Origin of the sequence: Lipingzhangella halophila, from assembly GCF_014203805.1 — a bacterium.
GTDB lineage: Bacteria > Actinomycetota > Actinomycetes > Streptosporangiales > Streptosporangiaceae > Lipingzhangella > Lipingzhangella halophila.
The window spans coordinates 4,188,194-4,202,301 of sequence record NZ_JACHJT010000001.1; the positions used below are offsets into that span (position 1 = coordinate 4,188,194).

Sequence of the window (14,108 nt, forward strand, 5' to 3'; positions counted from 1 at the left end):
CGGCCAGGGCCCGCCGCACAACACCCCGCGCTCACGACAGCGGCGTCCACAGTGAGTCGCAGACGGTGCAGCGGAACTCGATGCGCTTGCCGCAGGTCTTGCAGTGCGGTCCGGGGCTGTAGTCGTCGAGGCGGTCGGCGTGCCGGTCGGCGAAGAACCGCAGCGCCATGCACACGTTGCAGCGGATCCGGACGTTCGTGGGGCTCTTCGGCCATGGGTCGTCGGGCTCGATCGCGTGCTCCTGGACATCCGGGTCCATGGCGTGCTCCCCACGGTGCATTGGTCTCACCTTCCCCGAGTCCGATCGCGCCGGTCAAGCCGCCGCACGTGCCGAGCCCAATGCTGTGACCCGTTCGGCGGCCTCGGCGAGCCGGGAGCGCGGTAGGGCCCCGGACCGCACCGCGTCGAGGACGGCGTCGCGGGCCGCGCTGAACATCGCCTGGTCCGGGTGGCCAGCGGTGCGCGGGTTTCCGAGGCAGAGCAGGTCGGCGCCGGCGGACAGCGCGGCCACGGCGCCGCGGGCGATACCATCCACCGCGTCGCGGGCACCCGTGTGGTGCGCGACGGCGCGCATGTCCAGGGCGTCGGTGACCGCGATCCCGGTGAACCCCAGCTCCGTGCGCAGCAGTTGGTAGCAGCGGGCGGAGAGGCTCGCCGGTGCCTCGTCCAGCGCCGGGATCCGGATGTGGCCGGGCATCACCAGCTCCGCCCCCGCCTCGACGGCGGCGGAGAAGGGGACCAGATCCCGCTCGTACAGGGTGGCCGGGTCGATGTCGATCACCGGAAGAGCGGTGTGCGAGTCGGTCTTGGTGTCCCCGTGCCCCGGGAAGTGCTTGGCGGTGGCCGCCACTCCCGCCGCGTGCAGGCCGTCGACGAACGCCGCCCCGTGGCTCGCGACGCGGCCGGGATCGGCGCCGAACGAGCGAACCCCGATCACCGGGTTGTCCGGGTCGACGTGCACGTCCACCACCGGCGCGAACGCGATGTCGATTCCGGCCCGGCTCAGGTCGCCGCCCATGGCCGCGGCGACTTCGTACGTGCGGGTGGTGGCGGTGGCGGCGCCGAGCGCGGCGTGCCCGGGGTAGGGCGATCCGCTCGCCGCGTGCAGCCGGGTGACGGTGCCGCCTTCCTCATCGCTGGCGAGCAGCAGGCCGGGGCGCAGCCCGTGCAGCTGAGCCGAGAGGCCAGCCGGGTCCGCGGTGAGGTTGTGGGCGAAGTAGATGACCCCGCCGAGCCCGTCCTCGACCGCGCGGGCGAGCCACGAGGGGACCGACGTCCCGCTGAAACCGGGCAGGAGCACCGCGTGGGCCAGGCGTGCCACCTCGGGGTCAGCGTGCATCTCCGTCATCCCTTCACCGCTCCTTGGACCAGTCCGGACACCAGGCCGCGCTGTACGGCCAGGAAGAACAGCATGACGGGCACCGTGATGATGGTCGAGGCCGCCATCATCGCGCCCCAGTCGTTCGTGTAGGGGCCGAAGAACCGGCGCAGCCCCACCGCGACGGTGTACTTGTCCCCGTCCTCCAGGAACGTCAGCGCGAGGATGAACTCGTTCCAGGCCACGATGAACGAGAACACCCCGGTGGCCACCAGCCCGGGGGCCACGAGCGGGAACAGCACCGACCAGAACATCCGCCCCCAGGACGCCCCGTCGACGTAGGCGGCCTCCTCGACCTCGACCGGTACCGCGGCGACGAAGCCGCGCAGCATCCAGACGGCGAAGGGTACCGCCAGCGCGATGTAGACGATGCTCAGCCCGATCAGCGAGTTGAGCATCCCCAGGTCGCGCACCTGCAGGAAGAGCGGGATGACCAGGGCCTCCAGCGGGACCATCTGCACGACCAGCACCATGACCAGGATGGAGGTGCGCATCCGGAACCGGAAGCGCGCCACCGCGGTGGCGGCGAGCAGCGCGAGCAGGCAGCTTCCCACCACGGTGATCAGCGCGACGACCAGCGAGTTCCGCAGGTACCCGAGGAAACCGGCTTCGGTGAGCACGTAGCGGAACCGCTCCAGTGTCAGCGCCTCGGGCAGCAGGACGTCGGTTCCGCTGCCGGCCTCCGCCGACACCGCTGTCGCCACCATGAAGTAGGCCGGGAACAGGGTGAACAGCAGCACCCCGGCCACGGCCGCCCACCGGACGAGCGCGGCACCCGTGAGCCGCGCGCCGGACCTCCGGCGTACCCGCGTCGTCATTGCAACTCCTCGTCCCGGAACAGTGAGCGCAGGTAGATGATGATGATCCCGAGCAGCATCAGGGTGAGCAGCACGGCGATCGCCGAACCGGCCCCGTAGTCCTGGCGCGCGAAGGCCCGGATGTAGGACCACGTCCCGAAGTTCAGCACTTCGGGGTTGGTGCCGGACCCGCCCGGCATCAGATACACCTGCGCGAACACCTTGAAATCCCAGATGGTGGAAAGAATGGTCACCACGGCGAACACGGGGCGGATCGTCGGCACGGTGACATGCCAGAACCGCTGCCACGCGGTGGCGCCGTCGAGCAGTGCCGCCTCGTAGTACTCGCGGGGAATGGTGAGCAGCCCGGCCAGCACGGTCACGGTGACGAACGGGAACCCGTGGTGGATGACGTTCAGCGTGACGATCGCGTAGAACGACAGCCGCTCGGTGAACCAGTTGAACCCTTCAGGGCCGAGTAGGCCGACGGCCTGCAGCACCTGGCGCACGAGGCCGTGGTCCACGTCGAAGATCCAGATCCACACGTAGGTGCCGCTGACGGCCGGCATCGCCCAGGCCACCATGATGCAACTGATCACGATGGTGCGGGCGACCCGGCCGAGGATGCGCAGCAGCAACGCGACCAGGGTGCCGAACGCGACCGTCCCGCCGACCGCGACCACCGCGAACACCGCCGTGTTGGGCAGCACCACCCGCCAGAGGTAGGGGTCGGTGAGCAGTTGGACGTAGTTGTCGAGCCCGTTGTAGTCGGATTCGCCGGAGATAACGTTGCGCAGGCCGTAGTCCTGGAACGAGAGCACGAGAACCCGGAACAGCGGGTAGAGCAGCAACACCCCGATTACGGCGAGCGCCGGCGCGAGCAGCGCCCAGTGGATGGGCACCGCCCGCCGCAGGCGAGCCGCGAAACGTCGGGGTGTACGGCGGCCGGCCCCGGTTGTGGCCGGCCGCGTCGCAACGGGGTCGCTCACGCGTCAGGACCCTTCGTTGAGCGTCTCATCGACGGCGGTAGCCGCCTCCTCCGTGGCCTCGTCCACCGTCGCCCGCTCGTCGAGCACGGACTGCAGCATGGTCGTCAGGGTCTCGTCGCCCTCGACCTTGCCCCAGTTCTCACTCACCGGAACAGTGGCCCCGCCCTCACTCATCTGCTCCGCGAACGGGCGCACAAGGGGATCGTCGGATTCGGTGTAGGGGTCGAGCTGCTCCTGGACCCCGGGGAAGTAGGTGCTCTCCTCCGCCCAGCGCCGCAGGTTCTCCTCCTCGGTGAGCAGCTCGATGAAGGAGCCGGCGGCCTCCTCATCGGCGCCGTCCATGACGGCCAGGTGCGAGCCGCCGAGGAACGCCGGGCTTATTCCGCCGTCGCGGCCCGGGATCGGGAACGCGCCGATGTCGCCCTCCAGATCGGGGTTCCCCTCAAGAATGGCGCTGGGGGTCCAGCTTCCCGAGATCATCATGGCGACGTTGCCGTCGATGAAGTTGTCCTGGAGGTCGGCCTCGTCCCAGGTGGCCGCCCCGGCGGTGGAGGTGCCGTCCTCCAGGTCGAGGTTGGTGTAGAACTCGATGCCTTCGCGCGCCTCGGCGGAGGCGAGCCCCGATGACCAGGTTCCGTCCTCCTCGGTGGCGAGCTCGCCGCCGTTTCCCCAGATGAACGGCAGCATCTGCTGCGTGGCGCCGCCCGCGACCGGGAACGCGGCCATGTCGTCCCGTTCGTCGGCGATCGTCGTGGCGACCTCGCGGAGCTCGTCCCAGTTCCCGGGCTCTTCAAGGTCGAGCTCCTCGAAGACGTCGGTCCGGTACACCACCGACCGCACACCCGCGTACCACGGCATCCCGTACATCCGGCCGTCGAGCTCGCCGGCCTCGGCCAGCGCGTCGACGAAGCGGTCGGTGTCGCCGACCTGGTCGGTGATGTCGACGAGCCCCCCGGCGGCGGCGAACTCGGGTGTCCAGGTGGTGCCCACTTCGGCGACATCGGGGGCGGTGTCGCCGGCCATGGCGGTCACGAACTGGTCGTGCGCGTCCGCCCAGTCCTGGAACTCGATGTTTGCCTCGACCCCGGTCTCTTCCTCGAACTGGTCGGCGATGTCCTCGAAGTACGCGGTCGCGTCAGGGTTGGTTCCCTGCATGATCCAAACGTCGAACGAGTCCTCCTCCCCGATACCGCATCCGGAAATAACCAGGGCAAGGGCTGCGCTTGGCGCGGTGAAGTACAGGGTGTGGTTGCGTGCCATCGGCGGTCTCCGTCCACTCAGGTGTCCGCGAAGCCCACGGTTGGTAAGGAACCTACGCAACGCACCGGTGGATGTGAAGTAAACTACGCGATCGCACGCGTGGCTTGACCTTCGCGTTACCGGGCCGTGCGGCGGACGCCGCACGGCCCGGTCGCGTCGGGTCGGAGTACCGCCCTGTTACTCTTCCTCTCCCATGGCGATGCGCAGCGTCGAGATGAGCTCGGCCGGCTTGTAGACGGCCTGGCCGACCGCCGAGGCGAAGGCAGCGAGCATGTGCACGAACACCATCGGGTCGCCCTGGCTGAGTCGTTCGGCCGCTTCCTCCTCGCCGATCGAGTGCGCCTCCCACGCCGTGACAACGGCGAACTCCACCTCAGGTGGCAGCAGGTCGGCCACGGCGCGCGCGACCGCCTCGCGGGAGTCCGCGGGCTTCCACACCACACCCGTCTCCTGGACGCGGCGGGTGAGGAAGGTAGCGATGACCTTCAGCTCGGAGGTGACCGCCGACGCATCGGCAGCGGCCTCGTCTGCCACCTGCTCGAGGGCCGCGCGGTCCTTGCGCACGTAGGCGTCGATCAGCGCGATCGCTGTCTGCTGGACGCCTCTCGCGTCATCGGTTCCAGGCATATCCCCATCATGCCTGGCGTGGGAGGGGGAGCGGACCAGTTGCGCCGCCCGCGCGGCGCGGCCCGCCCCCGGATGTGCCTCGCAGTCAGGCGAACGACGGGCGCAGCGGCATGTGCGCGGCGGTTCCGTCGAGCTTGACCCCCAGGATCTGGTGCAACTGGACCACGTTGCGCTCGAAGCCGAGGACGCACCCGGCCATGTAGAGCCGCCACACGCGCGCCGTGCCCTGCCCGACCTCGGCGACCGCCGCGTCCCAGTTGCGCTCCAGGTTGTCGCACCAGCCCCGCAGGGTCAGGGAGTAGTGCTCGCGCAGGTTCTCCTGGTGCCGGATCTCGAACCCGGCCTGGTTCATCTCGGTCTGCAGCCGGCCGGGGCCCTCGAGTTCTCCGTCGGGGAACACGTAGCGGTTGATCACACCGTTCGGCGTCATCGGCGGCACGTCGTTGTGCGGACGGGTGATGCAGTGGTTCAGCAGCCGACCGCCGGGCTTGAGCTTGTCGTACAGCCCCGAGAAGTACCCGGGCAGGTTCCGCTCCCCGATGTGCTCGGTGAGGCCGATGGAGCTGATCCGGTCATAGATCCCATCGGGGACGTCCCGGTAGTCCATGTGCCGCACCTCGGCCAGGTCGGACAGGCCGCACTGCGCGATGTTCTTCTGCGCCCACTCGGCCTGTTCCTTGGACAGCGTGACCCCGAGCGCGCGCACCCCGTACTCGCGGGCCGCGTGCACCACCATGCCGCCCCAGCCGCAGCCGACGTCCAGCAGCCGCATGCCCTCACCCAGGCCCAGCTTGCGCGCGACGAGGTCGTGCTTGCGGTACTGCGCGTCCTCCAGGGTGCTGTCCTCGGTGTCGAACACGGCGCACGTGTAGGTCATCGACGGGCCGAGCACCAGCTCGTAGAAGGCGTTGGAGACGTCGTAGTGGTGCTGGATGACCTCGGCGTCCCTGCCCTTGGAGTGCCGGGAGCCGCGGCCGAACAGGCGCGTGCGCCGCACCTCCTGCGGGGGCGGGGCGACCCGGTTCACGAACTTCACCCACCCGACGCTCTTGGCGATGCGTGCCAGCTCCAGCGGTGAGAGCCGGTTGCCCTCATTGAAGGCGACATCGGACATGTGTTTCAGGGCGGTATACATGTCGCCCTCAACATCGATATGCCCTGCTACGTAGGCCCGGGTGAGCCCCAGCGCGCCGGGGGCCTGGGCCAGGTAGTTCACTGCCACCGGTGTCCGAACAATGATCGCCACGTCACTGTTCGGGTCGCCAGCGGTACTGCCGTCGTAGGCCCGGAACCGAACCGGCGCGTCGGCACCGACAACGCGTTCGAAGATCTCCGCCAGCCGCATGATCGTTCCCTTCTCCCCGTGCCGCCCCTCGTTGGGGTGAAGGACGGCGACATTCGACACGTCACCTGCCTCCGGCGCACTTGGCGTACCGGCTGAGCAGGCGCCCCTTCGGGTCATAGGTGTCTTTGAGCTTCTGGTAGGCGTCGCCGTTGTACTCGCGCCAAAACTCGTCCTCGGTGTAGAAGACATCGGAGTAGAGGGACTTGTGCCCACCCAGCCTGGTGACCTCTTCCTCAACCAGCCTGTTGTGGTGCGCCCTGCGCTGCCCGGGGCGCATGGGGACCATCCCCCAGAAACCGAAGTTCACGTAGAGCCGGTCGTGCTCCAGCGGGTAGAGCGGCCACACATGGGGGTCGGCGCCTGCCGACGCGGGCTTCTCACGCAGCCGCAAGGGGCACATCCAGATCGGGGTCATGCCGATCTCGGAATGGAAGAAGTCCAGGAACTCCGCGCCGCGCTCCACGTCGACCTCGATGTCCTGGATCAGCGGTTCCTGCTGGGGCTTGCCGCGGTAGTGGTTGAGCAGCTTGCTGAAGTCGGTGCGCCGGTCCAGGGCGACCAGCTTGCGGTAGACGTCGGACCGCTTGAGCGAACGCGGCCACAGCCGGCGGATCGCGGGATGCTGCGCGCCGAACGCGCGCGAGCACCAGAACCAGTCGGTGTCCCAGCGCCACAGGTAGTCGTGCACCGTCAGATAGTCCCCCGGCCCGGGGCCCGCATAGCGCGGGATGGACCGGTAGTAGATGTCGCCACCCGTGTAGTCACTGGTCCAGGGCGCGGAGTCGACGAACGTGGCCAGGGTGAGATAGAGCTCGTCGCGGGCGAAGGCCACACCGTCGACGAAGTCCACCCGCTGCCCGTCGTGCTCGGCGTCGGCGCAGATGCCGGAAAACGCCTCCATTGCCTCGCTCGCGTCGCCGAAGCGCAGGTGGCGCAGGTGAACATAGGGTTTGACGGGTTCCAGTTCGATCCGGAGCCGCAGGCTGTACCCGAGGCTGCCGTAGGAGTTGGGGAAGCCGTAGAACAGGTCGCGGTGCTCGTTGTCGCGGCGGGCCACGACCGTGTCACCGGCGCCGGTCAGGATCTCGATCTCCTCCACCGACTCGTGGGGCAGGCCGTTGCGGAACGACGACGACTCGATGCCCAGGCCGGTCACCGCGCCACCGATGGTGATGGTGCGCAACTGCGGTACGACCAGCGGCATCAGGCCGTGCGGGAGGGTGGCGTCGACCAGGTCCTCGTAGGTGGTCATGCCGCCGACCTCGGCGGTGCGTTCGACCGGGTCGACCGAGAGCACCGAGGTGAAGGCGCTGACATCGAGCCGGCTCGTGGCCGCGGTGTCACCGAACCGGAAGAGGTTCGAGGTGGGCTTGGCCAGCCGGACTGGGGCGTTGCTGGGCAGTTCCGCGAAGTCGCGGCGCACCTGCTGTACCGCGGAGACGTGGTCGGCGAAGTCGCGCTGGGAAGACTGGCGTTTCACGTTCACCCTGCTCAAATCTCACCCGCCCCGAGAGATCGGCGCGGCATTGTCGTTGTGTGTTGGGGGCACTCCGCTGGTCCCCGGCTCGGGGACAGCCTATTCCTACCTGTCGGTAAGTCGGCGTCCGCCTCACCATGGCCTATGGCACTCTTGCGGATATGCCACTCTTCGAATTCGAGGGATCCGCGCCCATGGTCGAGGCCGGCGCGTGGCTGGCGCCGACCGCCACCCTGGTCGGGGATGTGACGGTTCGGGCTGGAGCATCGATCTGGTACGGGGCGGTCCTGCGGGCGGACCTTGGGCCCATTGTGGTCGGTGCGGGAGCCAACATCCAGGACAATTCCGTGCTGCACACGGATGGGACGCTGACGACGGTCGGGCCGGGGGCCACTGTCGGCCACGCGTGCGTGGTCCACGCCTGCACCATCGGGACCGAGGCCCTCATTGGCAACGCGGCCACCGTGCAGGACGGCGCGGTCGTCGGCGACCGGGCCATGGTCGCCGCGGGAGCGGTGGTGCTTCCCGGAGGCGAGGTGCCGCCGGAGACGCTCGCCGTTGGGGTGCCGGCGAAGATCCGCGGCCCGCTCACCGAATCCGCACGCGAGTGGGTCCGCGGCAACCCCGCCGCGTACCAGGAGCTGGCGCGGCGGCACAGCGAAGCTGTACGGGAGCTGTGAGCGGGCGCGTATCATCGGCTTTCATGCGCATCGCTCTCGTCGACTCCGGGATCGGAATGCTGTCCACTGCTGCCGCGCTGCGCAGGGCCCGACCGGACGCCGACCTTGTTCTGTCCATGGACCCGGATCACATGCCGTGGGGACTGTACAGCGCCGACGAGGTGATCGGGCGCGCCCTGGCGGGAGCGCGCGCCGGCTCCGACCCGCTGCCCGACGCCATTGTGGTGCCGTGCAATACCGCCTCCGTGCACGGTCTCGACGCGCTGCGCGCGGAGTTCGAACCGCGGGTCCCGGTAGTCGGTACGGTCCCGCCGATCAAGCCGGCCGCGGCGGCGGGTGAGGCCATCGCGGTGTGGGCCACCGCCGCCACGACCCGCAGCCGGTACCAGACCGACCTCATCGAGCGGTTCGCCCCGGACATCGCCGTAACCCAGGTCGCCTGCATCGGGCTGGCCGAGGCGATCGAGTCGGCCGACGCGGACGCGATCGCCGACGCCGTGTCGTTCGCCGCCGAGCGAACCCCTGCCGACGTCACGGGGGTGGTCCTCGGCTGCACGCACTACGACCTGGTGAGCGAGCGCATCGATGCTGCCCTGGGGCGGCGCGCAGCTCTGTTCACCGCCGACGAGGCGGTGTGTGCCCAGACTCTGCGCCGCCTGGGAGCCGGCCCCCGCCCGGATGCTCCGCGCACGGGTACGGTGCGGGTCCTGCGCAGCGGGCGCCCCGATGCGCTTCCCGACAACGCCGTCGGCTACCACGCGGGCGCGGCCCTGGCCCTGCCTCCGGAGGACCGAACGGTCGCCGCCGAGCCCCGCTAGACCGGTGATGGGAGCGGGTGGTTGGACTCCCGGCTCGGCGGTGCGCATCGGCGATCTTGAGGATTCCGTTCCTTTGTAGCGCTGGGAAGGAACGGAATCCTCAAGATCGCCGCCCTCGTCGCGTGCGCCACCACCGGGCACCCCCATCACCGATCCAGCGGACGGTCGCCAGCAGCATATGCCGCCCATGGCCGAGGACTTCATCAGGATTGAGAGCACCTTCCCTCCTGGGATGTCCGACGTCATCGACCCCGGCACCATCGCCGAGACCTACTGGAGTCTCGTCACCCGGCGCGACCGCCGCGAGGAGGTCATGACTCCGTCTCCCAGCCGGTAACCCAGCGCACGAGCGACGGCCGCCCCCGGGCCGCGGACTGGCCGGGACTCCCCGGCTGAGCTCAGTTCGCAGCGAGGACCTCCCGCAGGGTGGCGGCGAAGTTGTCGGGCTCGCCGGTCATGCCGTACTCGCCGCCGAGGAACCCGGCGTGGCCGCCGGGAAAGACGACGGGGGCGGTCCCCATCTGCTCGGCCAGGGCCACCACGGCGCGGTACGTCATCTGGCCGGCGGATTCGGAGCCGGCTGCGAGAACGATGCGGGTGGGAGCCGCGCGGAGTGCGTCCACGCGGTGCCGGTAGTGGGTGCACGAGATGAGGTTCTGCCCGAGCAGCGGATCATTCCGGGATCCGTCGTCATCGGCCGGCAGCCCGAAATCGCCGGGCTCGGGGTCAGGCTGGTGAACATAGTCGGCCGGGATCGGGCCCTGGTGGCTGACGAGCGCGATGAACTTCGCCATCGCGGGACCGAAACCGCTTCGTTGGTAGGTCCGGTGGATGTCCGTGCAGGCGGCCAGCACCTCGTCGCGGTCCGCGAGCGCCTGGGCGGCGGGCGGCTCGTGTGCGACCAGTGTGCCCACCTGCTCCGGATGGCGTGCCACAAGCGCGAGCGCGTTGACGGCACCACCGCTGCTGGCGAAGATGTCCACCGGTCCGGCGTCCAGCGCCGAGATCAGTCGGTGCAGGTCGTCGGCGTGCTCATCCGGCGTGGACACGGTCGCGCCGTCGGTCCGTTCACTGCGCTCCACCCCGCGCGGGTCGTATGTCACGACGGTGCGGTCGGCGAAACGCCCGGCCAGTGTGCCGAATCCGGTGGCGGCCATTGGCGAGCCGATCAGCAGCAGCACGGGGGCGGTGCCGGAACCGGCTTCACGTACGTCGTACCGTAATGAGGCCCCGGGCACGTCCAGGGTGTAGGTCTTCGGTGCGGTCATGGCGCCCTCCTCGTGGTCGTTCGCTCGAAATACTGACTCCCCCTAGTGACAGAAATCATCGCCGCGTACGCCCCGGCCGGCCCCGGGTTCCGCACAGGTTTCGCACTAGCGGACCGGCTCGCCGCTGGTCATGGCGGCGTCGGTGAGGGTGCGCACCAGCGTGCGCACCCCAACGGTGTCGTTGTCGTGCAGCAGCGTCTCCAACAGGGACAGCGCCGCCTTCTGGTCACCAGGGACGCTGCGCACGCGCCGCCAGTGGGGGTCCGCGGCAGCGTCGGTGAGCATCAGGGTGCGTCCGACCTGGCCGAGCGCGTTGAGCAGCACGGAGTCTTCTGGGCGGTACTCCAGTGCCGCGACAACCAGGTCCGCTTGGCGCTCCGGGTCGACCTGCTCCGGGGGTTCTGTGCGCAGTCGCGCGAGAAGCTGGTCGGCCGGGACGTCCAAATCGGGGGTCGGCAGGCGCCGGACCCCGGCGCGGGCCTCCGCGAGATCCGCCGCCGGATCGTCAGCGCGGCGGATCCGGCCGAGGGCGCGGTACGCCCGTTCGATGGCGTTCTCCGCCACCCACCGCGCGCCACGCGAGACGGCCAGGCGGGCGGCGCTCAGCGAGACCTCCAGGCACGGCCGCCACGCCCCGACCCGTTCGAAGTAGCGCGACCAGGTGGTCAGCGCCACCCCGAGCTGCCATTCGTTGCGCAGCGCGCCGACGGTGATGAGGTTCTCGGCCGCGTCAGCCCAGGCAGCGCGGAACGCGGGGTGCGCGTCGGCCTCCCGCAGAGCGGGCAGTGCGGCGACCGCTTCGCCGGTCGGGCGCTCCCCTGTTCGGGCCAGCCACGCCAACACGCGCGCCCTCTCGAAGCGGATGCGGCGCTGCGCGGCGGCCCGCGGGATGCCGCGGGGCCACGAGCCGGCGGCGTGCGTGTCCATGTGGTCCAGGGTGCGCAGCGCATCGTTGAAACGGTCCTGCTGGTGCAGGGCCCGGACGTAGCCGAAGCCGAAGTCGAAGCTCACATCGGCGCCGGCGTCGCGCACCTCGCGCGCCCGGGTGTCCAGGACGCGTACGGCCTCGTCGGGCCGGTCGTCGTCGACCAGCATGTCGGCGTGCGCCCGCACCAGCGCTTCCCAGGCCGGTTCGCCCGGCTCGGTGGTGTCCATGGCCTCGGTGAGCACAGAGGCCCGCTCCCCCGCGTTTCCCGGGCCGTCGATGTTGGCGTAGCACGCCACCACGTTCTCGGCGGCACAGGCGGCCGGGGCGCAATCCACTTCGCTCGCGTGCGCCGAGCGCAGCCGCCCCTCAGCCGCGCCCCGCACCGACTCCCCCTCGGCCCGGTCGCCCACCCGGGCGGCCAGCGGCCAGTGCTCCAGGTAGCCGCGCAGCCAGGGACGCCCGGCCACGCCGTCCGCGGCGCGCAACGCGGCGGGCAGCCCCGCTTTGAGCCGGGCGACGTCGCCCTCCACCGCTAGCTGCGGCATGCCCTGCACCGCCTCGGCCGTCTCCGCGTGTCCGGACGCGCTGAGCTCGTTCGCGGTCTCCCCCACCCATGTCCACAGCATCATCGAATCCCCCTCCTCTTGATGCGTGACTGAACGTAGCAGCTTGATTACAGAAGCGCGGGGATACGGCGAGAAGTCCGTCCATCCCAGTGCCTATACACTCGGCAGCAGCGGGCCTTGGCTCTGGGAACCAAGCGGGGCATGACAGAACGAGCGCGACGGCAGTGACGGGAGCGCGACCGAAATGGGATGGCGAGACCGGTTCGGACTCCGTAAAGCGAAGCGCAAAGGAAAGGCGCGATTCGACCGCGCGGCCGAAGACTCCGATGTCAAGGCCCTGATCGAGTTCGCGAAGAGCCGAGTCGGTGTCGAGTTCTTCGTGGAGCCCGAAACATTCGCGACCAGCACCACCGCCGTCGCCGTAGCCACTGATGGAGAGTGGATCCGGCGCCGGGTTGGCTCGCCCGACGTCATGCGCAAGGTCGCTCGCGACCTCGCCGCGCCCGCGTACGATGTGCAGATCGTCGGATATCCGAAACGCATGCGCGAGTGGACCGCGCGCAATAAGCGCGGCCTCTCCCTGGACGACTGATCGCAGTGGTGGGCCGGGGAAACCGCTCGCTCACCAAGCTTGAAGGACATCCCCTCGCCCCATGAGCACTCCGAACAAGAACGGCATGCCCGCGTGGGTACCGCGCGCGATCGTCCTCGCCGTGTGGACGGTGACCGCGTTCGCGATAACGGGGTGGCTGTTCCTGCAGCTGCAGAGCCTGCTGATGCTGCTGCTGCTCTCGCTGTTCCTCGCGCTGGCGCTGGAGCCGGCCGTCAACTGGCTGCACCGGCACCGGTGGCCCCGGGGCCTGGCCACGGGCGCTGTTCTACTGGCGGCGCTCGCCAGCGTCGTGACGTTCCTCTCCGTTCTCGGGTCGATGCTGCTGGGCCAGGTCCTCTCCCTGGTCAACCAGTTGCCCGACATGGTCCGAGGGCTGCTGGCCTGGACCAACACCACATTCGGCACCGACTTCGCGCCCACCAACCTGGTCGCCGGGCTCTCCGACGCCAGCGGGCTCGTGGAGCAGTACGCCCAAGGGCTGGCCGAGAACGCCTGGGGCGCCGGGACCGCGCTCCTGGTTCTGCTGTTCAACGGCCTGACGGTCGCGCTGTTCACCTTCTACCTGACCGCCGACGGCCCGCGGTTCCGGCGCACCATCTGCTCCGTCCTGCCGCCGCGCACCCAGCGCGAGGTTCTGCGGGCCTGGGAGATCGCGATCAGCAAGACTGGCGGATACATCTACTCCCGCGCGCTGCTCGCGGCGATCTCCACGGCGACCCACTACGGCGCGCTGCTCGTGCTGGAGATCCCCTACCCGTTCGCGCTCGCGCTGTGGGTCGGGGTGCTCTCCCAGTTCATCCCCACTGTGGGCACCTACATCGGTGGGCTGCTTCCGGTGCTGGTCGCGCTGCTCGTCGGGCCGTGGCCCGCCCTGTGGATGCTCATCTTCATCACGCTCTACCAGCAGTTCGAGAACTACGTACTGCAGCCGCGGATCACCGCCCGAACGCTGGACATGCATCCGGCCGTCGCGTTCGGTTCGGTCCTCGCGGGCGCGGCCATCCTCGGTGCTCCGGGCGCTCTCCTGGCGCTGCCCGCGGGAGCGAGCCTGCAGGCGTTCCTGAGTGTCTACATCAAGCGCTACGAAGTGGCCGAGCACCCGCTGCTCGAAGCGAACGCCGCCGAGGACGGCGATCCGGAAGCCGGAGAGCAGCCGCGTCGCAAAAAACCCCAAGGCAAAGCCGCGGGCGCGAAGCCACCGGACGGCCGCGAGAACGCCCCGGAACCCGGCGGCCGTTCCGACCCCGACGAGGAGTCATGGGGCGACTGAGGGGCCCGAGCGGCGGCTACGGCGGCGACCTTGTGACGCGGGCGGCACCGGCCCGGCAACCACCACCATGCGCTGGTTTTTGGTCATTGATG

At 69.7% G+C, this 14,108-nt stretch carries 15 protein-coding genes; 5 read left to right on the forward strand and 10 right to left on the reverse strand.

The genetic code is table 11. The features are described from left to right. Positions 1-31 precede the first annotated feature (31 nt). The 8 genes from F4561_RS19280 to F4561_RS19315 form a co-directional block, all read right to left on the reverse strand. Entirely contained in the window at positions 32-280 is a 249-nt protein-coding gene (locus F4561_RS19280) for a hypothetical protein (protein ID WP_246437235.1), read from the reverse strand. 33 nt (positions 281-313) lie between these two features. Continuing rightward, a complete protein-coding gene (locus F4561_RS19285; RefSeq protein WP_246437236.1) occupies positions 314-1,348 on the reverse strand; it encodes a glycoside hydrolase family 3 N-terminal domain-containing protein in 1,035 nt (344 codons plus the stop codon). Beyond that, complete coding sequence (locus F4561_RS19290) at positions 1,345-2,196, reverse strand: carbohydrate ABC transporter permease (protein WP_184580793.1); 852 nt, start codon at positions 2,194-2,196, stop codon at positions 1,345-1,347. Before F4561_RS19290 ends, F4561_RS19285 begins: the two co-directional genes overlap by 4 nt. Beyond that, positions 2,193-3,164: a carbohydrate ABC transporter permease gene (locus F4561_RS19295; RefSeq protein ID WP_376773668.1), complete on the reverse strand. Its 972-nt coding sequence runs from the start codon at positions 3,162-3,164 to the stop codon at positions 2,193-2,195. The genes F4561_RS19290 and F4561_RS19295 overlap by 4 nt, the downstream gene beginning before the upstream one ends. 3 nt (positions 3,165-3,167) lie before the next feature. Next, positions 3,168-4,424, reverse strand: a complete 1,257-nt coding sequence (locus tag F4561_RS19300) for a sugar ABC transporter substrate-binding protein (RefSeq protein WP_184580794.1) — start codon at positions 4,422-4,424, stop codon at positions 3,168-3,170. Positions 4,425-4,601: 177 nt separating this feature from the next. Further along, positions 4,602-5,051, reverse strand: coding sequence for a hypothetical protein (locus F4561_RS19305; RefSeq protein ID WP_184580795.1), 450 nt, complete (start codon positions 5,049-5,051; stop codon positions 4,602-4,604). A gap of 85 nt (positions 5,052-5,136) precedes the next feature. Beyond that, a complete protein-coding gene (locus tag F4561_RS19310) occupies positions 5,137-6,396 on the reverse strand; it encodes a class I SAM-dependent methyltransferase (RefSeq protein ID WP_184583866.1) in 1,260 nt (419 codons plus the stop codon). Between the two features lie 61 nt (positions 6,397-6,457). Continuing rightward, positions 6,458-7,882, reverse strand: coding sequence for an FAD-binding oxidoreductase (locus F4561_RS19315; protein WP_184580796.1), 1,425 nt, complete (start codon positions 7,880-7,882; stop codon positions 6,458-6,460). Positions 7,883-8,034: 152 nt separating this feature from the next. On the opposite strand from F4561_RS19315, the gene F4561_RS19320 reads away from it, so the two are divergent. The 3 genes from F4561_RS19320 (at position 8,035) to F4561_RS19330 (ending at position 9,708) form a co-directional block, all read left to right on the forward strand. Further along, positions 8,035-8,553 (forward strand): gamma carbonic anhydrase family protein, encoded by a 519-nt coding sequence (locus F4561_RS19320; RefSeq protein WP_184580797.1) that lies wholly within the window; start codon positions 8,035-8,037, stop codon positions 8,551-8,553. A 23-nt stretch (positions 8,554-8,576) separates the two neighbouring features. Continuing rightward, positions 8,577-9,371, forward strand: a complete 795-nt coding sequence (locus F4561_RS19325; RefSeq protein ID WP_184580798.1) for a glutamate racemase — start codon at positions 8,577-8,579, stop codon at positions 9,369-9,371. 187 nt (positions 9,372-9,558) lie between these two features. Then, complete coding sequence (locus tag F4561_RS19330; protein WP_184580799.1) at positions 9,559-9,708, forward strand: hypothetical protein; 150 nt, start codon at positions 9,559-9,561, stop codon at positions 9,706-9,708. Between the two features lie 61 nt (positions 9,709-9,769). On the opposite strand, the gene F4561_RS19335 is transcribed toward F4561_RS19330, so the two are convergent. Both F4561_RS19335 and F4561_RS19340 read right to left on the reverse strand, forming a co-directional pair. Continuing rightward, positions 9,770-10,639 (reverse strand): alpha/beta fold hydrolase, encoded by an 870-nt coding sequence (locus F4561_RS19335; protein WP_184580800.1) that lies wholly within the window; start codon positions 10,637-10,639, stop codon positions 9,770-9,772. Positions 10,640-10,744: 105 nt separating this feature from the next. Continuing rightward, entirely contained in the window at positions 10,745-12,196 is a 1,452-nt protein-coding gene (locus tag F4561_RS19340; RefSeq protein WP_184580801.1) for a hypothetical protein, read from the reverse strand. A 181-nt stretch (positions 12,197-12,377) separates the two neighbouring features. On the opposite strand from F4561_RS19340, the gene F4561_RS19345 reads away from it, so the two are divergent. Both F4561_RS19345 and F4561_RS19350 read left to right on the forward strand, forming a co-directional pair. Next, complete coding sequence (locus tag F4561_RS19345; protein WP_184580802.1) at positions 12,378-12,725, forward strand: hypothetical protein; 348 nt, start codon at positions 12,378-12,380, stop codon at positions 12,723-12,725. A 61-nt stretch (positions 12,726-12,786) separates the two neighbouring features. Further along, a complete protein-coding gene (locus F4561_RS19350) occupies positions 12,787-14,016 on the forward strand; it encodes an AI-2E family transporter (RefSeq protein ID WP_184580803.1) in 1,230 nt (409 codons plus the stop codon). Positions 14,017-14,108 lie beyond the last annotated feature (92 nt).